The 17,889-nt window shown below is 74.2% G+C and carries 18 protein-coding genes and 1 tRNA gene; 11 read left to right on the top strand and 8 right to left on the bottom strand.

Annotated elements, in window-relative coordinates:
- Nucleotides 1–32: 32 nt before the first annotated feature.
- Together IEW03_RS03545 and IEW03_RS03540 are read left to right on the top strand one after the other, a co-directional pair.
- Nucleotides 33–788, top strand: coding sequence for a PspA/IM30 family protein (locus tag IEW03_RS03545; protein WP_188522268.1), 756 nt, complete (start codon nt 33–35; stop codon nt 786–788).
- Between the two features lie 86 nt (nt 789–874).
- Nucleotides 875–1,504, top strand: coding sequence for an NYN domain-containing protein (locus tag IEW03_RS03540; RefSeq protein ID WP_188522267.1), 630 nt, complete (start codon nt 875–877; stop codon nt 1,502–1,504).
- 9 nt (nt 1,505–1,513) lie between these two features.
- On the opposite strand, the gene IEW03_RS03535 is transcribed toward IEW03_RS03540, so the two are convergent.
- Entirely contained in the window at nt 1,514–2,761 is a 1,248-nt protein-coding gene (locus tag IEW03_RS03535; RefSeq protein ID WP_188522266.1) for a winged helix DNA-binding domain-containing protein, read from the bottom strand.
- Between the two features lie 148 nt (nt 2,762–2,909).
- Between IEW03_RS03535 and IEW03_RS03530 the strand changes: the two genes are divergently transcribed.
- The 5 genes from IEW03_RS03530 (at nt 2,910) to IEW03_RS03510 (ending at nt 6,888) form a co-directional block, all read left to right on the top strand.
- Entirely contained in the window at nt 2,910–3,644 is a 735-nt protein-coding gene (locus tag IEW03_RS03530) for a response regulator transcription factor (RefSeq protein WP_188522265.1), read from the top strand.
- Nucleotides 3,641–5,167: a sensor histidine kinase gene (locus IEW03_RS03525; protein WP_188522264.1), complete on the top strand. Its 1,527-nt coding sequence runs from the start codon at nt 3,641–3,643 to the stop codon at nt 5,165–5,167. The genes IEW03_RS03530 and IEW03_RS03525 overlap by 4 nt, the downstream gene beginning before the upstream one ends.
- Nucleotides 5,168–5,225: 58 nt before the next feature.
- Nucleotides 5,226–5,954, top strand: a complete 729-nt coding sequence (locus IEW03_RS03520) for an HD domain-containing protein (RefSeq protein ID WP_188522263.1) — start codon at nt 5,226–5,228, stop codon at nt 5,952–5,954.
- Nucleotides 5,955–6,083: 129 nt separating this feature from the next.
- A complete protein-coding gene (locus tag IEW03_RS03515) occupies nt 6,084–6,371 on the top strand; it encodes a WXG100 family type VII secretion target (RefSeq protein ID WP_188522262.1) in 288 nt (95 codons plus the stop codon).
- A 130-nt stretch (nt 6,372–6,501) separates the two neighbouring features.
- Nucleotides 6,502–6,888, top strand: a complete 387-nt coding sequence (locus IEW03_RS03510; RefSeq protein WP_229737353.1) for a ScoMcrA-related endonuclease — start codon at nt 6,502–6,504, stop codon at nt 6,886–6,888.
- Nucleotides 6,889–7,101: 213 nt separating this feature from the next.
- Here IEW03_RS03510 and groL read toward each other — a convergent pair whose 3' ends face one another.
- The 4 genes from groL to IEW03_RS03490 form a co-directional block, all read right to left on the bottom strand.
- The gene (gene groL, locus IEW03_RS03505) at nt 7,102–8,727 is read right to left on the bottom strand and encodes a chaperonin GroEL (RefSeq protein WP_188522260.1); all 1,626 of its coding nucleotides are present in this window, start codon (nt 8,725–8,727) and stop codon (nt 7,102–7,104) included.
- 358 nt (nt 8,728–9,085) lie between these two features.
- The gene (locus IEW03_RS03500; RefSeq protein WP_188522259.1) at nt 9,086–9,289 is read right to left on the bottom strand and encodes a cold-shock protein; all 204 of its coding nucleotides are present in this window, start codon (nt 9,287–9,289) and stop codon (nt 9,086–9,088) included.
- 173 nt (nt 9,290–9,462) lie between these two features.
- The gene (locus IEW03_RS03495; RefSeq protein WP_188522258.1) at nt 9,463–10,149 is read right to left on the bottom strand and encodes a LytR C-terminal domain-containing protein; all 687 of its coding nucleotides are present in this window, start codon (nt 10,147–10,149) and stop codon (nt 9,463–9,465) included.
- Between the two features lie 63 nt (nt 10,150–10,212).
- On the bottom strand, nt 10,213–10,551 hold the full coding sequence (locus tag IEW03_RS03490; RefSeq protein WP_188522257.1) for a DUF3263 domain-containing protein: 339 nt from the start codon (nt 10,549–10,551) through the stop codon (nt 10,213–10,215).
- 137 nt (nt 10,552–10,688) lie between these two features.
- Here IEW03_RS03490 and IEW03_RS03485 point away from each other — a divergent pair, with 137 nt between their 5' ends.
- Complete coding sequence (locus tag IEW03_RS03485) at nt 10,689–11,339, top strand: uracil-DNA glycosylase (protein WP_229737425.1); 651 nt, start codon at nt 10,689–10,691, stop codon at nt 11,337–11,339.
- A 55-nt stretch (nt 11,340–11,394) separates the two neighbouring features.
- Entirely contained in the window at nt 11,395–12,312 is a 918-nt protein-coding gene (locus IEW03_RS03480) for an SGNH/GDSL hydrolase family protein (protein WP_308808195.1), read from the top strand.
- Between the two features lie 61 nt (nt 12,313–12,373).
- Here the strand turns inward: IEW03_RS03480 and IEW03_RS03475 are convergent.
- The 3 genes from IEW03_RS03475 to IEW03_RS03465 form a co-directional block, all read right to left on the bottom strand.
- Nucleotides 12,374–12,449, bottom strand: a tRNA-Thr gene (locus IEW03_RS03475).
- A 64-nt stretch (nt 12,450–12,513) separates the two neighbouring features.
- Entirely contained in the window at nt 12,514–13,311 is a 798-nt protein-coding gene (locus IEW03_RS03470; protein WP_229737352.1) for a DsbA family protein, read from the bottom strand.
- Between the two features lie 135 nt (nt 13,312–13,446).
- A complete protein-coding gene (locus tag IEW03_RS03465) occupies nt 13,447–15,393 on the bottom strand; it encodes a serine/threonine-protein kinase (RefSeq protein WP_188522254.1) in 1,947 nt (648 codons plus the stop codon).
- 139 nt (nt 15,394–15,532) lie between these two features.
- Here IEW03_RS03465 and IEW03_RS03460 point away from each other — a divergent pair, with 139 nt between their 5' ends.
- The gene (locus IEW03_RS03460; RefSeq protein WP_188522253.1) at nt 15,533–17,008 is read left to right on the top strand and encodes an alpha,alpha-trehalose-phosphate synthase (UDP-forming); all 1,476 of its coding nucleotides are present in this window, start codon (nt 15,533–15,535) and stop codon (nt 17,006–17,008) included.
- Entirely contained in the window at nt 17,005–17,880 is an 876-nt protein-coding gene (gene otsB / locus IEW03_RS03455) for a trehalose-phosphatase (RefSeq protein WP_188522252.1), read from the top strand. Before IEW03_RS03460 ends, otsB begins: the two co-directional genes overlap by 4 nt.
- The last annotated feature ends 9 nt before the right edge of the window (nt 17,881–17,889 follow it).

Below are 17,889 nucleotides of genomic sequence, written 5' to 3'. Positions count from 1 at the left end.
CAGTGACGGACCAGGCGGAAGGAAGCACGACGATGACCCAGAAGCAGAGCATCCTCGGACGCATCAGCCAGCTCGCGAAGGCGAACATCAACTCGCTGCTGGACCGGGCCGAGGACCCGCAGAAGATGCTGGACCAGCTCGTGCGCGACTACACCAACAACATCGCCGAGGCCGAGCAGGCGATCGCGCAGACGATCGGGAACCTCCGCCTCGCGGAGCAGGACTACCAGGAGGACGTCACCGCCGTCCGCGAGTGGGGCACGAAGGCCCTCGCGGCGTCGCGCAAGGCCGAGGAGTACCGCGCCGCGGGCAACGCCGGCGAGGCGGACCGCTTCGACCAGCTGACGAAGGTCGCGCTGCGCAAGCAGATGGACGCGGAGTCCGAGGTCAAGCAGGCGCAGCCCATGATCGAGCAGCAGCGGGTGACCGTCGAGAAGCTCAAGACGGGCCTGGCGGCGATGAAGGACAAGCTCGTCGACCTCAAGTCGCGCCGCGACCAGCTCGTCGCGCGGCAGAAGGCCGCCGAGGCGCAGCAGACCGTGCAGGGCGCGATCAGCTCCATCAACGTGCTGGACCCGACCAGCGAGCTGTCCCGCTTCGAGGAGACCGTGCGCCGCGAGGAGGCCATGGCGATGGGCCAGGCCGAGATCGCGGCGTCGTCGCTCGACGCGCAGTTCTCGGAGCTCGAGGACGCGGGCGCGGAGCTGGAGCTCGAGGCGCGCCTCGCCGCGCTGAAGTCGGGCGGCTCGCCCGCGCCGCAGATCGGCACCGGCTCCGACCAGGCCTGAGCCGCCGCCGGGGCGGTGCGGGTCCGCACCGCCCCGGCACCGTCCGCGCCGCGTCGCGCAGGGGGGCGGGCGGATACGCTGGGCCCATGTCCCCCTCCTTCGCAGGCCCGACGCCGACGGCTGCGCCCTCCTCCACGCCGTCCGCGCCCGCAGAGGCTCCCGCCCGCCGCACGTACCTCCTGGTGGACGGGGAGAACATCGACGCCACCCTCGGCATGAACGTGCTGAGCAGGCGCCCGAACCCGGAGGAGCGCCCGCGCTGGGACCGCGTCTCCTCCTTCGCGCACCGGGTCTGGGACCAGGAGGTCGTCCCCCTCTTCTTCCTCAACGCCAGCAGCGGGCAGATGCCCATGGCGTTCGTGCAGGCGCTGCTCGCGATGGGCTACAAGCCCATCCCGCTGGCGTCGTCCGGCACGGAGAAGGTCGTGGACGTCGGTATCCAGCGCACGCTGGAGGCGCTCGCCGACCGCGACGGCGACGTGCTCCTGGCGAGCCACGACGGCGACTTCCTGCCGCAGATGGAGGCCCTGCTCGGCACCGACCGCCGGGTCGGGCTGCTCGCGTTCCGCGAGTTCGTCAACGCGCAGTTCACCCCGCTCGTCGAGAAGGGTCTCGAGACCTTCGACCTGGAGGGCGACGCCGACGCGTTCACCGCCCCGCTGCCGCGCGTGCGGATCATCCCGCTCGACGAGTTCGACCCGCTGCGCTACCTCTGACCGGCGGGCTCAGGCCCGCAGCTCGCGGTACAGCGGCGTCACGTACCCCGGCGTGAACCCGACGCCGCCGAGCAGCGCGCCGATGCGCGCGGCCTCGGCGGCGACGGCCGCCTCGCCCTCGGGGCCGACGTCCTCGAGCAGCCGCCACACGACCTCGCCGTCCGGCCGGGCCGTCCAGGCGCCGACCACCCGCCCCTGCCACCAGACGGTCGCGCCCGCGTTGCCCGCGCTGTCGAACAGCAACGGGCGGTGCGGGCCCAGGTACCAGTCCCGGGCGGTCCACCCCATCGTCGTCGGGTCGAGCGTCGGCAGCAGGGCCGCGTGGCCCTGCGCGACGTCGTCGGCCGGGCCTGCCGGGCCGAGGCCGTCGAGGTCGGTGGAGCGCAGCATCACGCCGTCGGCGACCTGGACGTCCGCGCCGGGCGCGCCCACCTCGACCTCCACCTCGCGCACGTCGAGCGCCGCGACCGCGCGGCGGGCCTGACCGAGGTTCCACCCGGTCCACCACTTCAGGTCGGCCACCGTCGCCGGGCCGAAGGCCTCCAGCCAGGCGCGCGCGAGCTCGACGCGCGCGGCGTCCTCGTCGAGCGCGGGGATGCCGTCCGGGAACCAGTCGGTCATGAGCTCCCACACGTGCCGGGGCGACGTCCACGCCCCGCGCGGCTCGCCCCGCACGACGCTGCCCTCGGCCGACAGCACGGCGAGCAGGGGCGACGTCATGGTGCGGCGCACGTCCCAGGCCTTGTCGGTGGTGGGCAGGAACGCGGTGCGCAGCAGCGGCGCCGCCCGCGAGAGCTGCGCGCCGTCGAGCGGCCCGTGCTCCACGAGGGCCGCGTGCACCTGGTATTCCGCCGCCGCGAGGAGCGCCTCGGGGTCGGCGACCGGCGGGTCGGTGGGCAGCGTGGCGAGCTCCTTGAGCAGCCGGGCGCGCAGGCGCCCCGCCACGGCCGTCGCCGCCCCCGCGTGCACCACGGGCACCATCTCCCGGCGCACCACGAACATCGTGCGGCGCATGCCGAGCACCCGCACGAGGTCGCGCCGCTCGAAGAGCGCGTCGCGCACGTCGTCGAGCGTCAGGCCGGGCACCCGGGCCAGGACGGCGAGGTGCACGCTGGGCGCGTCGGTGGCGTGCAGCGCGACCAGGCGCCGCGTGACGTCCTCGGGCGACCTGGCCGCGGGCAGCCCCGGCCGGTCGACGCCGAGCGCGAGCTGATGCGCGACGAGCCGCCGTCGCCGCTGGTCCCCCGTGATCCGCACGGCCCCCATCCTCGCGGAGGCCACCGACACCCGCGGCCCCACGCGCGGGGCCGCGCGTGGGGCCGGCGCGGTACCGGCCCCGGGACGACCGGGTGGGTCCAAGCACGTTCCCAGGCATCCTCCAGGAACCGGACGCACCATGGGGAGCATGAGCGCACCCGAGGCACGCCTCGTCGTCGTCGACGACGAGCCCAACATCCGCGAGCTGCTGTCCACCTCCCTGCGGTTCGCGGGGTTCGAGGTGCACGCGGCCGCCGACGGGAACGGGGCGCTGCAGCTGGTCCGCGACGTCGAGCCCGACCTCGTGGTGCTCGACGTGATGCTGCCCGACATGGACGGCTTCACCGTGACACGCCGCATGCGCTCCACCGGCCGGCACACGCCCGTGCTCTTCCTCACCGCCCGCGACGACACGCAGGACAAGGTGCAGGGGCTCACCGTGGGCGGCGACGACTACGTCACCAAGCCCTTCAGCCTGGAGGAGGTCGTGGCCCGCATCCGCGCCGTCCTGCGCCGCACGCACGCGGGCGAGCCGGAGGACGAGGCCGTCCTGCGCGTCGGCGACCTCGAGCTCGACGAGGACTCGCACGAGGTGCGGCGCGCCGGGGTCGAGGTCGAGCTGTCCCCCACCGAGTTCAAGCTGCTGCGCTACCTCATGCTCAACGCCGGCCGCGTGCTGTCCAAGGCGCAGATCCTCGACCACGTGTGGCAGTACGACTGGGGCGGCGACGCCAACATCGTCGAGTCGTACATCTCCTACCTGCGCCGCAAGATCGACCACCTCACCGTCACCGGGCCCGACGGCGAGGACGTCACGCTGCCCGCACTGATCCACACCAAGCGGGGCGTGGGCTACCTCCTGCGGGCGCCGCAGGCGCGATGAGCGCGCTCCCGCCGCCCGGCACGCCCGAGGAGCCCGTGACCGAGGCGTCGGCCACCGGGAAGCCGGTGTCCGACGACGCCCGGCCGGGCTGGCTGCAGCGCGTGCCGCTGCGCACGCGCCTCGTCGCCGTCACGGTGCTGCTGCTGACGGCGGGCCTCATCCTGGCGGCGGCGGTGACCCGCACCGTGGTCTCCGACTACCTCGTGCGGCAGGTGGACCAGCAGCTCAAGCAGTCGGCGACGGCGGTCGCCAACATCACGTTCCGCGCGCCCGACTCCCCCTCCCCCCAGATCCCCACCGACTACGCCGTGACGATCCGCGACGCGAACGGCGTCGGCAGGACGATCGCCTGGCCGCAGACCGAGGAGCTCCTCGGCACGCCGAACATCCCGCGCGAGACGCTCGACGAGGTCTCCGCCCACGAGGGCGAGCCGTTCACGGTCTCCTCGACGGGCGGCCAGGACGACGCGCAGTGGCGGGTGGTGCCGTTCGTGTACACCTCGGGCGGCGAGCCGGTCGGCTCCGCGTACGTCTCCCTGCCCCTGGTCGGTGTGGACGAGACGATCTCGTTCCTCACCCGGTCCCTGATGATCTCCAGCCTCGGCATCGTGCTGCTCGGCGGCGGGACGGCGCTGCTGCTCGTGCACCGGTCCCTGCGCCCGCTGCGCCGCATCGAGGCGACGGCCGCAGAGATCGCGGACGGCGACCTCTCCCAGCGCGTCCCCGACCTGCCACCGACGACGGAGGTCGGCTCGCTGTCCCGGTCGCTGAACACGATGCTCGCGCACATCGAGCGGGCGTTCTCCGCCCAGGAGGAGTCGGAGCGGCGCATGCGCCGGTTCGTCTCCGACGCGAGCCACGAGCTGCGCACGCCGCTGGCCACCGTCAAGGGCTACGGCGAGCTGTACCGGATGGGCGCGCTCGACACGCCCGCGAAGGTCGACGACACGATGGGCCGCATCGAGGACTCCGCGCGGCGGATGAGCACGCTCGTGAACGACCTGCTCGTGCTCGCCCGCCTCGACGAGGGCCGCCCCCTGCGCCGCGAGGAGGTCGACCTCGCCGCGATGGCCCGCGACGCGGTGCAGGACCTGCACGCCCTCGACCCGTCGCGCGAGGTCGCCGTGGTCGGCCTGCACGACGGCGCCCCGCCCACGGCCGTGCCCGCCACCGGCGACCCGGACCGGCTGCGCCAGGTGCTCACCAACCTGGTCGGGAACGTCGCCCGGCACACCCCCGCCGGCTCGCCCGCCGAGCTCGCGGTCGGCACGGCGCCCGACGGCGGCGCGGTGGTCGAGGTGCGCGACCACGGGCCCGGCATCGCCCCCGAGCAGGCGGCCCGGATCTTCGAGCGGTTCTACCGCGCCGACTCGTCGCGCAACCGCACCTCGGGCGGCTCCGGGCTGGGCATGGCGATCGTCGCCGCCATCGTGGGCGCCCACGACGGGCACGTGTCCGTCGCCGACACGCCGGGCGGCGGGCTCACGGTCCGTGTCGCGCTGCCCCCGGTGGTCGTAACCTGACGGCAGGTGCGGCAGAATGCACGAGCCGCACCACCCGACGACCGAAAGCCTGATAGCGATGGGCGTGATCAGCGCCGACGCACCTGCCTGGTTCCTCTCCGCGTTCGTCCGGGCCGCTCGCGGCGCCGGCGCCACCGCCGACGTGGACGCGGTCCGCGAGGTGGGAGGGGACCTGGTGGGCCGGTGGTCGGCCCCCGACCGGCGGTTCCACAACCTGCGCCACCTCGCCGACGTCCTGCACCGGGTCGACGAGCTGTCCGAGGAGACGCACGAGCCCGACCTCGTCCGGCTCGCCGCCTGGTACCACGGGGCCGTGTTCGACGCGGCGCGCAAGGTCGCCTATGCCACGCAGGGCGGCGAGCAGACCACCGTCAGCGCCGAGCTGGCGCGCTCCCAGCTCACGGGGCTCGGCGTGCCCGCCGCCTCCGCGGAGCGGGTGGCGCAGCTGGTCGACTCGCTCGCCCGGCACAAGCCGCTCGCGGGTGACGTCGACTCCGCCGTCCTCAACGACGCCGACCTGGGGATGCTCGCGGCCGAGCCCCAGCGCTACCGCGAGTACATCGCCGACGTGCGCGCGGAGTACGCCCACATCCCCCTGCCGGACTTTCTCGACGCCCGCATCCGCGTGCTGACCAAGCTGCTCAAGCGCCCGTCGCTGTACTGGAGCCCGCTCGGCGCCGCGTGGGAGGAGCCGGCCCGCCAGAACGTCGACGCGGAGCTGCACCGGCTGCTCAAGGAACGCTCCCGGCTCGAGGCCGAGACGCCCGCGGGCCCCGAGCGCTCCTGAAGCGACCCCGCACCGCTCGCCCGGCACCGTCGTCCACAGGCTGTGGAGGACGGCCGCCGGCAGGGTCGCGTTCCGCCTAGCGTCGTCGTCGGCAGCCCGAGCACGGGTGGGACGACGAAGGAGGAGCACGTGCGGTACGAGGTCGACAGCGAGCGGGTGGCGCAGGCGAGCGCCGCGGTCAACGGGTCCGTCGGGGCGATCCGCTCGGAGGTGGGCGCCATGATGCGCCACCTGCAGGACCTGCAGTCGAGCTGGCACGGCAGCGCCGCGACGTCCTTCGCGGGCGTCATGGGGCAGTGGCAGACCACGCAGACGCAGGTCGAGGCGGCGCTCGACGCGGTGACCGCGGCGCTGTCCTCGGCGTCGCGCACCTACGCGGACGCGGAGGCCCAGGCGTCCCGCCTGTTCGCGCGCTGACCCCCGGCGCGGTCCGGTCCCTGACGGCCGGGCCGCGCCGCGTGTCGCGGTTCACGCCCCTGGGCAAGCCCGAGCGGCAGGGAGGTGCTCCCGGTGCGCCTACTCTCGTGGTGTGGCTACCTTCTCCGCCGTGACCCGGCAACACATCCTCCAGGCGATCACCGAGTACGACTCCCGCGGTGCCGAGAACCTCCTGGGCGTCTACGGCTTCGCGGCGTCCCGCGACACCTTCGCCCACGAGGGCCGGACCTACGACACCAAGGCGGTCCTCGGCGTCGCGCACCGGTACGCCACCGGCAGGGCCGCGACCACCGAGGAGCTGACGGGCGGCAAGGTCGACACCGGCAAGATCCTGCGCAAGTGCGGCTTCGAGGCGGCCCCGCGGCCGAGCACGCCGACGGCGCGCAAGCGACCGGCGCCCCAGCGGCAGAACGCGGTCCCCGAACCGGAGCCGGCCATCTGCCCGACCTGTTCGATGACGCTCCCGGCGACGGGCGTCTGCGACGACTGCGGCTGAGGCGAAGGTGCAGCGCAGGGTGGGGGCCGAGGGACGAGGCACGCGCCCGTAGCGGAGCCGCAGACTCGGCCGACAGACAGCCCGGCTGAGCCACGGCGCCCCGGCACACCTCCCGCAGCGACGACGACGGCGGCCGGCCACCCCGCGAGGGGTGACCGGCCGCCGTCGTTCGCGTCAGCGCCAGGCTGCAGCGGACCTCGGATCAGCTGTCGATCAGAAGTCCATGCCGCCCATGCCGCCGTCACCACCCGGAGCGGCCGCGGCCGGCTCCGGCTTGTCGGCCACGACGGCCTCGGTGGTGAGGAACAGCGCGGCGATCGACGCGGCGTTCTGCAGCGCGGAGCGCGTGACCTTGACCGGGTCGTTGACGCCCGCGGCCAGCAGGTCCTCGTACTCGCCGGTCGCGGCGTTGAGGCCGTGACCCGGGGTGAGGTTGCGGACCTTCTCCGCCACGACGCCGCCCTCGAGGCCGGCGTTGATGGCGATCTGCTTGAGCGGGGCGGAGATCGACGCGGAGACGATCTGCGCACCGGTCGCCTCGTCGCCCTCGAGCTCGAGCTTCGGGAACGCGGCGGCACCGGCCTGGATGAGCGCGACGCCACCACCGGCGACGATGCCCTCCTCGACGGCGGCCTTGGCGTTGCGCACCGCGTCCTCGATGCGGTGCTTGCGCTCCTTGAGCTCCACCTCGGTGGCCGCGCCGGCCTTGATGACGGCGACGCCGCCGGCCAGCTTGGCGAGACGCTCCTGGAGCTTCTCGCGGTCGTAGTCCGAGTCGGAGTTGTCGATCTCGCCGCGGATCTGCTTGACCCGGCCCTCGATGAGGTCGGCGTCGCCGGCACCCTCGACGATCGTGGTCTCGTCCTTCGTCACGACGACCTTGCGGGCGGTGCCCAGCAGGTCGAGCGTGGCGTTTTCCAGCTTGAGGCCGACCGTCTCGGTGATGACCTGGCCGCCGGTGAGGATCGCGATGTCCTGCAGCATGGCCTTGCGGCGGTCGCCGAAGCCCGGGGCCTTGACGGCGACGGACTTGAAGGTGCCGCGGATCTTGTTCAGCGCGAGGGTGGCCAGGGCCTCGCCCTCGACGTCCTCGGCGATGATGAGCAGCGGGCGACCGGCCTTCATGACCTGGTCGAGCAGCGGCAGCATGTCCTTGACGTTCGAGATCTTCGACTCGACGATCAGGACGTACGGGTCCTCGAGCACGGCCTCCTGGCGCTCCTCGTCGGTGACGAAGTAGCGGGCGAGGAAGCCCTTGTCGAAGCGCATGCCCTCGGTGAGCTCGAGCTCCAGGCCGAAGGAGTTCGACTCCTCGACCGTGACGACGCCCTCCTTGCCGACCTTGTCCAGCGCCTCGGCGATGAGCTCGCCGATCGCGGGGTCGCCGGCGGAGATGCCGGCGGTCGCGGCGATCTGCTCCTTGGTCTCGATGTCGACGGCGGCGTTGAGCAGCTGCTCGGTGACCGCCTCGACGGCCTTCTCGATGCCGCGCTTGACGGCGATCGGGTTGGCGCCGGCGGCGACGACGCGCAGGCCCTCGCGCACGAGCGCCTGGGCGAGCACGGTGGCGGTGGTGGTGCCGTCACCCGCGACGTCGTCGGTCTTCTTGGCGACCTCCTTGACGAGCTCCGCGCCGATCTTCTCGTACGGGTCGTCGAGCTCGATCTCCTTGGCGATGGAGACACCGTCGTTGGTGATCGTGGGGGCGCCCCACTTCTTGTCCAGGACGACGTTGCGGCCCTTGGGGCCGAGCGTGACCTTCACGGTGTCGGCGAGCTGGTTGAGCCCGCGCTCCATGCTCCGACGAGCTTCCTCGTCGAAGGCGATGATCTTGGCCATGGGGACTGATCCTCCGCTGGTGGCTGTATCGGCCGGCCGGTGCCCGCGACGGACGACCCACCCCGCGGCGTTCACGTCACGCACGCGCGGGGGCCTCACCTGTCGACCCGAGTGCTTCACCCTCGGCGTCTCCTGACGGCCCGCCGGAGCGGGACTGTCACTCGACCCTCGAGAGTGCTAAGTCATTATTGGCACTCTCGGGTGCCGAGTGCAAGACGTTCGCCCAGGGCGTGGAGGACATGGCCCGACGGCGCGCCCGCGTCCTTCCGCCCACGCCCGGCGGAGACGCCGGAGGCCGGCACCCGGGACGCGTCCGTGCGTCGTCGGGTGCCGGCCTCCGGGGCGGTGCGGGGAGAGGTCAGAGCGGGCGGACCTGCTCGGCCTGCGGCCCCTTCTGACCCTGCCCGACCTCGAACTCGACCGGCTGCCCCTCGTCGAGGCTCCGGTAGCCGTCGCTCTGGATGGCGCTGTAGTGGACGAACAGGTCCTGCCCGCCTGCGGTCGGGGTGATGAACCCGTACCCCTTCTCCGCGTTGAACCACTTGACGGTGCCCTGGGCCATGTACTTCTCCTTGTGCTTCCCTCGGGCCGCAAGGCCGGCGCCCCACGGTGAGAGCGAGCCTAGTGGCGCACCTCACGACGAGGGAAGCACCGGCGACCACGATTTCGTTGACCGAGACGATCGCCTGCCGGGCGGGCGGGGGCGCGTCCCGGCCCGTCCCCGACACGTCGGTGTCAGGGAGCGGCGTCGATGTCCTCGCCGAGCACGGCGGTCACCTCGGCCTCGTTGGCCAGCGCGTCGACCTGCTGCGTGTTCTCGGCGGGGATGCCCAGCACCCCGGCGACGGCGGCGGCTGTCTCGGCGCGGTCGCCCACGTAGTAGACGGTGTTGACGGTGGTGATGTCGCTCGACTCGGCGTCGGCGGGCGTGACGTCGGTGAAGCCCTGGGCCTCCAGCGCCCCGGCACCCTTGCCCGCGAGACCGGCGACCGCCTCGCCCGCGTACGCGGACGAGTTCACGACGCGGATGGGCGCCGTCGGGTCGGCCGAGGCGAACAGCGCGTCGACGTCGGCGGGCTCCTCCTCGCCGGACTCCTCGCCCTCCCCCTCGGCCGCCTCGTCCTCGGGCTCGGTGGCCGCGTCCGACTCCTCGTCGGTGGGCGCCTCCTCGGTGCCCTCGGCGTCCCCCTCGGCGGCTCCGCCCTCGGACTGCTCCGCGGCGGGGGGCGAGCTGGGCTCCTTGTCGTCGGACAGGAACGTCACGGCGCCCACGGCGATGCCGCCGCACACCACGGCGACCAGGAGGAACGGCCACACCGAGCTCCACCCGCTGCGCGGCTCGCGGTGCACGCCGACCGGCGAGCCCTCGGGCCCGCGGACGTCGAACTCGTCTGGCGGGTAGGAGTACTGGCTCTTGCTCACGGCGGACAGGGTATCCGCTCGCCGGTGCGAGCCGTCCAGCCGCTTCACAAGAACCCTCCGGGATCAGCCCTGGGCGTCCGAAAGGCGCCGGGCGGAGCGGGCGCGCTGCCGCGTCGAGCGCATCCGCCGCAGCCGCTTGACCAGCATCGGGTCGTGCGCGAGCGCGGCGGGCGAGTCGATGAGGGCGTTGAGCACCTGGTAGTAGCGCGTCGCCGAGAGGTCGAAGAGCTCGCGGACGGCCTGCTCCTTCGCGCCGGCGTACTTCCACCACTGCCGCTCGAAGGCGAGGATCTCGCGGTCACGGTCGGAGAGCTCGCTCTCCGCCGCGACGGCGGGCGCGTCCGCCGTCGTCCCCGACGCCTCGGGGACCCCGGGCACCTGCTGGACCGTCATCTCGCTCATGGCGTCCCAGTATGGCGCGCCCACGGCCCCCGACCGTCGACCTCGCCCCGCGCGTCGCACCCCCGCGACGGTGCGCTAGCGTCGACGACGTGGACACCGCGACGACGACGAGCGCCCGCCCGCCCCTCGATCAGGTGATGGCCCCGGACTGGGCCGAGGTGCTCGCGCCGGTCGAGCCGCAGATCCACGCCATGGGCGACTTCCTGCGCGCGGAGGTCGCGGCCGGGCGCACGTACCTGCCCGAGGGCCGCGACGTCTTCGCGGCGTTCGCGCGCCCGATGGCGGACGTGCGCGTGCTTGTCGTCGGGCAGGACCCGTACCCCACGCCCGGCCACCCGATGGGGCTGTCCTTCTCCGTGCAGCCGCACGTGCGGCCCGTCCCGAAGTCGCTCGTCAACATCTACACGGAGCTGGCCGACGACGTCGGCGCCCCGCCGCCGCCGAACGGCGACCTGCGGCCCTGGGCGGACCAGGGCGTGATGCTGCTCAACCGGGTGCTGACCGTCCGCCCCGGCGCGCCCGCGTCGCACCGCGGCAAGGGCTGGGAGCAGGTCACGGAGGCGGCGATCAAGGCGCTCGTCGCCCGCGGCGGGCCCCTGGTCGCCCTCCTGTGGGGGCGCGACGCCGCGTCGCTCGAGCCGTGGCTCGGCGACGTGCCCAGCGTCCAGAGCCCGCACCCCAGCCCCCTGTCGGCGTACCGCGGGTTCTTCGGCTCCCGGCCGTTCTCCCGGGTCAACGCGCTCCTGGAGAGCCAGGGGGCGGCGCCCGTCGACTGGCGCCTGGTCTGACGCCCGCGACCGCGACCGCGAGCACCCCGCCCGTCGGCGGGGGCAGAATGACCGGGTGACTTCCGAGCCCATCGACAGCCTCAGGACAGACAGCCCGGCCACCGAGGCCGCCGTCGGCGGCGCGCCCCGCTGGTCGCGCTACGTCGCCGTCGGCGACTCGTTCACGGAAGGCCTGTGGGACCCGTACCCGTTCGCCGACGGGTCCCCCGCCCCCGCCGGCACCGAGTCGGACGCGAAGCAGCGCGGCTGGGCGGACCGGCTCGCCGACGCGCTCTCCGCGCGGCGCGCCGCCGCCGGGCAGGCCCCGCTCGAGTACGCCAACCTCGCCATCCGCGGCCGGCTGCTGCGGCAGGTCCTCGCCGAGCAGGTCGACGTGGCGCTCGAGGCCGGGCCCGACCTCGTCTCGGTGGTCGGCGGCGGCAACGACATCCTGCGACCGCAGGCCGACGTGGACGTGCTGTCCGCGCACCTCGAGCAGAGCGTGTCCGCGATCCGCGCCACGGGCGCCGACGTCCTGCTCGGCACGGGCTTCAAGGCGGGCGCCGGGCTGAGCTGGACGCGCGGCCGGGTGGGGCAGTACAACGCGAACATCTGGTCGATCGCCCGCAAGCACGGCGCGCACGTGCTGGACCTGTGGGGCCTCAACCCGCTGTTCGACCTGCGGATGTGGTCCGACGACCGGATCCACCTGACGCCCGAGGGGCACCGCCGCGTCGCGGACGCCGCCCTCGTCGGCCTCGGCCTGTCGCCCGACGACGCCGCCTACGCCGCCCAGCTCGACCCGCTGCCGCCGCAGGCGTTCGTCGAGCGTGCCCGCGCGAACGCGCAGTGGGCGCGCACGCACGTCGTGCCATGGGTGCAGCGCCGTATCAAGCACACGTCCAGCGGCGACGGGCGCGAGCCGAAGTGGCCGACACCGACCGCGGCGTGGCCGGCCCCCGACGCCGAGGCCGTCCAGGAGTCCGCGCGCTAGTTCCGGGGCGGCGGGTGCCGCGACGTGGCCCGCGAGGTGGCCCGCGAGGTGGTGCGGAGCGTGGAGCCGCCTGTCGGGTTCGAACCGACGACCTTCCGTTTACAAGACGGGAGCTCTACCAGCTGAGCTAAGGCGGCGGGAGCGCGACACAGCCTACCGGCCGGGGCCGGGGCCGTGCCGCGCTACCTGATCGGCTGCCGGTCAGCCGCCGGCGGCAGCCGTGACGGCGTCCTGCAGGGCCGCGGGGTCGTTCCAGTTCTGCACGACCTCGCCGTCCACCAGCACGTACGGCGTGCCGGTGAAGCCCTCGGTCTCCTGGATCTCCATCGTGGCCGAGTGGACGTACTGACCGAAGGTCTCCCGGGCGGTGCCGTCGGAGATGCCGGCGGCGACGTCCGCGGGCGCGCCCGCCTCCTCGGCGAACGACGCGAGCTGCTCGTCCGTGAGGCCCTCGCTGTTCTCCGCGGGCTGGTTGGCGAACAGCGCCTGGTGGAACGCGGGGAACGCCTCGGGCGCCTTGTCCGCGACCCATGCGGCCGCGGCGCCCGAGCGCGTCGAGTAGTCGGTCCCGGCGGACAGCCGGTCGAGGATCGAGATCGGGTGGTAGACGACGGTCGCGTCACCGGCGCCGACCAGCTCGTCGATGCTCGCGGCGTTGACCTGCTCGAACTGGCCGCAGACGGGGCACATGTAGTCGAGGTAGACGTCGATCACCGGCGCCCCCTCGTTCGACGTGCCGGCCGCGCCGTCCGCGCCGACCGGGATGCCGCCGTCCTCCTGCGCCGCCGCGGGCCGCGTCACGTCCGCCAGGGGAACGTCGTCGACGCTGTTCTTCTGTCCCTGCTGCAGGATCATCCACACGACCACGCCGAGGGCGACGAGGGCGACGGCCAGCACCGAGAGGGTGATGACCCGGTTGCGCTTGTCGCGCTGCTGCTCCTTCTCGCGCAGCGCGAGCGCCTCGGCGCGCGCCGCCTCACGGCGCTGTGCCTTGGTCATGTTCGGGTTGTTGTTCGACATCGTGTCCTCGGGGATCCCTTCGGGCAGTGCGAGACAGGCGGCCCCCCGGCCGCGTCGAGCGAGAGGCGGGACGCGGTCCAGACTACCTGCGCCGGGGGCCGCGCCGGAGCGGGCTCAGAGCAGGTCGGGGGCGCCGCTCATCGGCCACCAGTCGATGAGCGGCGGCTGGTCGAGGAGCGGCTGCGCGAGCAGCGCGGCGGCCACCAGGCACACCGCGACGAAGACCACCGGCCCCCAGCGTCCGGGCGCGACGCGGGCGAGGAGCGTGCGCCCGCCCTCACGGGCCGTGCGCCCGGCCGGGCCGAACCAGGTGGCCAGCAGCGCCACGACCATCGACCCGGCCAGCACCCCGTTGAAGACGATCTCCTCATTCATCCCGCCGACCGACCGCGCCTCGACGTCGGCGCGCGGCAGGATCACGACGTGGCCGGCACCGAAGAACCACCAGCCCGCCACGACGCACAGCACGCCGGCGCACGCCCCGACCAGTGCCGCGGGGATAACGCCCAGCGTCCCGACCAGCGCGTGCCACGGGAACAGGAGCGTGCCCACGACCCCGTCGGAGCCGCGCACGCCCTTGCGCTCGCGGCGGTGGTGCAGCGCGTCGCCCGACGTCGCCACGACGCGGGACAGCACGACGATCGCCAGGAGCAGCCCGAACCCGATCAGCGGGCGGGTCGCGGCCAGCACGACCAGCGGCACCGCGAGGGCGACGGCGGCCCCCGGCCGCCGCGGGTGCACGGGCCGCTCGTACGGCTGCGGCTCGACGGGCAGCTCGGTGATCAGCTGGTCGTAACCCTTGTAGCGCGCGTCACCGACCGGGATCGCCTGCGTCCCGCCGTCCTGCGCCTGCAGGCGGTCCCGTTCGAGCGCGGTCATGGTCTGGCCGGTGTCCTGGGGGTCGACGACGACGCTGCCCACGCTGCCGGTGGGCGGCACGCTCGGCGGCGGCGGAGGAGGCGGCGTCGACGCGGCGGCAGCCGCGGCGCCCGCCGCGGCGGGACCCACGGCCTGCGTGGGCACCCCCAGGCGCTGCGTCTCGAAGCCCTGCACGATCCGCTGCGTCCCGCCGTGGTCCTCGGCCGGCGCGGCGGCGACGCCGAGTGCGTCGTCCAGGTCGCGGCGCATGGCGCGCACCACCTCGGTGGGCCCCCAGCGCCGGTGCGGGTCGGCCTGCAGCGCGCCGGCGAGCGACCGCGTGGTGCGCGACGGGAGGCCGACGAGGTCCGGCCGCCCCTCCCGGGAGCGGCGCAGCACGAGCTCGGTGGGCCGCACGCCGAACGGCGAGCGCCCCGTGGCGGCGAAGGCGAGCAGCGCGGCCCAGCTCCACCAGTCGGACTCGGCGACGGGCGCGGCGCCGTCCAGCAGCTCGGGCGCGATGTAGCCGGGGGTGCCCATGACGAACCCCACCGAGGTGGTCCGCGTGTCCCCCGGCCCCTGGGCGATACCGAAGTCGATGAGCACGGGGCCCGCCGTGGTGATCATGACGTTCGACGGCTTGAGGTCGCGGTGCACGACGCCGGCGTCGTGCACGGACTCGAGGGCGTCGGCGAGCTGGTCCGCCAGGGAGTACAGGTCGGCGGCGTCCAGCGGGCCGCGGGAGTCGACCTCCTCCTCGAGGGTCACGCCGTCGACCAGCTCGGTGACGACGAACGCGTAGGGGCCGTCCAGCTCGGCGTCGAGCACCTGCGCGACGGCCGGGTGGCGCAGGCGCTGCAGGGCCGCGGCCTCCCGGCGCAGCCGTTCCCGCCCGGCGGGGTCCGCGTCGACGTGGGCGTGCAGCACCTTGAGCGCGACGGAGTCTCCGCCGCCGTCGACGGCCTCGTACACGGCGCCCATCGCGCCGCGCCCCAGGGGGCGCACGACGGTGTAGCCGCCGACCTCCGCGCCGGGGGCGAGCCCGCCGTCGCGGGGCACCTCCGGGGGCGTGCCCGCCCGCACGACCGCGCTGCCCTCGGCGCCGTCGCCGCCGTCGGTGCCGCTGCCGCCGCGGTGACCGACGGCGGGGGCGACCGAGGGACGACCCGGCCCCGGGACCTGCACCGCGTCGACCTCACCCATGCGCACACCGTAGTCGCCCCCGCACCTGCGGGCGCGCGCTGCGAGGGCATGCACGCACACCCGTGGCTAGGGTGTGCGCAGGGCGTCTCGTACCCTGCCAGGGTAGGAAGTCGTCCAACAACGCTTGGGGAGATCTCCGTTGACAGGTCAAGGATCGTCAAAGAAGTCCGGCGCCAAGAGCAACGACAAGGGCCGGTCCGACCTCGTCGTCGTGGCCAACCGGCTCCCCGTCGACTTCACCACGGACGAGGACGGCCACGTCGAGTGGCACCGCTCTCCGGGCGGCCTGGTCACGGCCCTCGAGCCGGTGACCCGGGAGGCCGAGGGCGCCTGGGTGGGCTGGTCCGGCGCCCCCGACGTCGAGCACGAGCCCTTCGAGGCCGACGGCATGCTGCTGGTGCCCGTCACGCTCAGCCGGTCCGACATCGAGCGCTACTACGAGGGCTTCGCGAACGACACCCTGTGGCCGCTGTACCACGACGTCATCTCGCCGCCCACCTACCACCGGCAGTGGTGGGACGCCTACCGCCGCGTGAACCGCCGCTTCGCCGAGGCGGCCGCCGCCCAGGCGGCACCCGGCGCCGTCGTGTGGGTGCACGACTACCAGCTCCAGCTGGTCCCGGCGATGCTGCGCGAGCTGCGCCCCGACCTGCGGATCGGCTTCTTCGACCACATCCCGTTCCCCGCGGTCGAGCTCTTCCAGCAGCTCCCGTGGCGCACCCAGATCGTCGAGGGGATGCTCGGCGCCGACCTCATCGGCTTCCAGCGCGGCGGCGACGCCTCGAACTTCGTGCGGTCGGTGCGGCGGCTCACGAAGCACACCACCCGCGGCCCGATCATCACGGTGGCGGACGCCGACGGGAAGCCCGGCCGGCACGTGCGCGCCGCGGCGTTCCCCATCTCCATCGACTCCCAGCACTTCGACGAGCTGGCCCGCACCCCCGAGGTGCAGGCGCGGGCCAAGGAGATCCGCGCGGACCTGGGCAACCCGAAGGTGATGATGCTGGGCGTGGACCGCCTGGACTACACCAAGGGGATCCGGCACCGCATCAAGGCCTACGGCGAGCTGCTGCAGGACGGCCGCCTCGACGTCGAGCACTGCACGCTGGTGCAGGTCGCGAGCCCCAGCCGCGAGAACGTGGGCGCCTACCAGGACCTGCGCGAGCACGTCGAGGGGCTCGTCGGCCGCATCAACGGCGAGTTCGGCGAGCTCGGCCACTCCGCCATCCACTACCTGCACCACTCGTACCCGGCCGAGGAGATGGCGGCGCTCTACCTGGCCGCCGACGTCATGCTCGTCACGTCGCTGCGCGACGGCATGAACCTCGTGGCGAAGGAGTACATCGCCGCCCGCTCCGACGAGCAGGGGGTGCTGGTGCTGAGCGAGTTCACCGGCGCGGCCGACGAGCTCGCCCCCGGACCGCTGCTGGTCAACCCGCACGACATCGACGGGATGAAGGACATCATCGTCACGGCGGCGCGCATGGAGCCCCGGGAGCAGCGCCGCCGCATGCGCCGGCTGCGACGCAAGGTCATGGCGGACGACGTGGCGAAGTGGTCGCAGAGCTTCCTCGGCGTCCTCACCGCCATGCCGCCCCGAACGAGCCACGTGTGACGCCGACGGACGACGCCGCGGTCGCGGCGCTCCGCTTCGCCGGCCCGCCCGACCGTGTCGACCCGCCCGACCGTGTCGACCCGCCCGACCCGGCGACCGCGCGCTGCGCGCGGCTGGTCGCGCTCGACTTCGACGGCACGCTCGCGCCGCTGGTCGACGTCCCGTCGGCCGCGACGATGACGCCCGCCGCGCGGGCCGCGGTCGACCGGCTCGCCGCGCTCGCCGCCCGCCCCGTGCCGCCGTCCGGCGACGTGCTGCGGCTCGCGCTCGTCTCGGGCCGCAACCTCACCGACCTCGCGGCCCGGTCGGCCGCGCCCGCCGGCACCTGGCTCGTCGGGAGCCACGGCGCCGAGACCGGGCGGGTCACCTCCCACGGCGTGGACGCTGCCGACCTCCACCTGAGCCCCGAGCAGGACGCGACGCTCGCCGCCCTGCGGGCGGGGATGGCCGACGCCGCCGCGGGCCGCCGCGGCGCGTGGGTGCAGGACAAGCCGAGCGCCGCCGTCCTGCACACCCGCCTGTCCCCCGCACCCGACGCCGAGGCGGCGGTGGCCGCTGCCGACGCCGTCGCGTCGCGCCTGGGCCTGCACGCCATGCACGGCAAGGACGTCGTCGAGGTCGCCGTCGTGCCCACGTCCAAGGGGATCGCCGTCGAACGGCTGCGCGAGGAGACCGAGGAGGACACCGGCCTGCGCACCCTGCTGCTCTACGCCGGCGACGACACCACCGACGAGGCCGCGTTCGCGGTGCTCCGGCCCGGCGACCTCGGCGTCAAGGTCGGGCCGGGCCCCACCCTCGCGGCGCACCGCGTGGCCGACGCCGACGCGCTCGCCGCGCTGCTGAGGACGCTCGCGGACCGCCTGGAGCACTGACCGGACCCG

The sequence above is a fragment of the Isoptericola cucumis genome (genome assembly GCF_014635665.1).
In the GTDB taxonomy this organism is placed as follows: domain Bacteria; phylum Actinomycetota; class Actinomycetes; order Actinomycetales; family Cellulomonadaceae; genus Isoptericola; species Isoptericola cucumis.
This window is presented reverse-complemented; position numbering and strand designations above follow the sequence as displayed.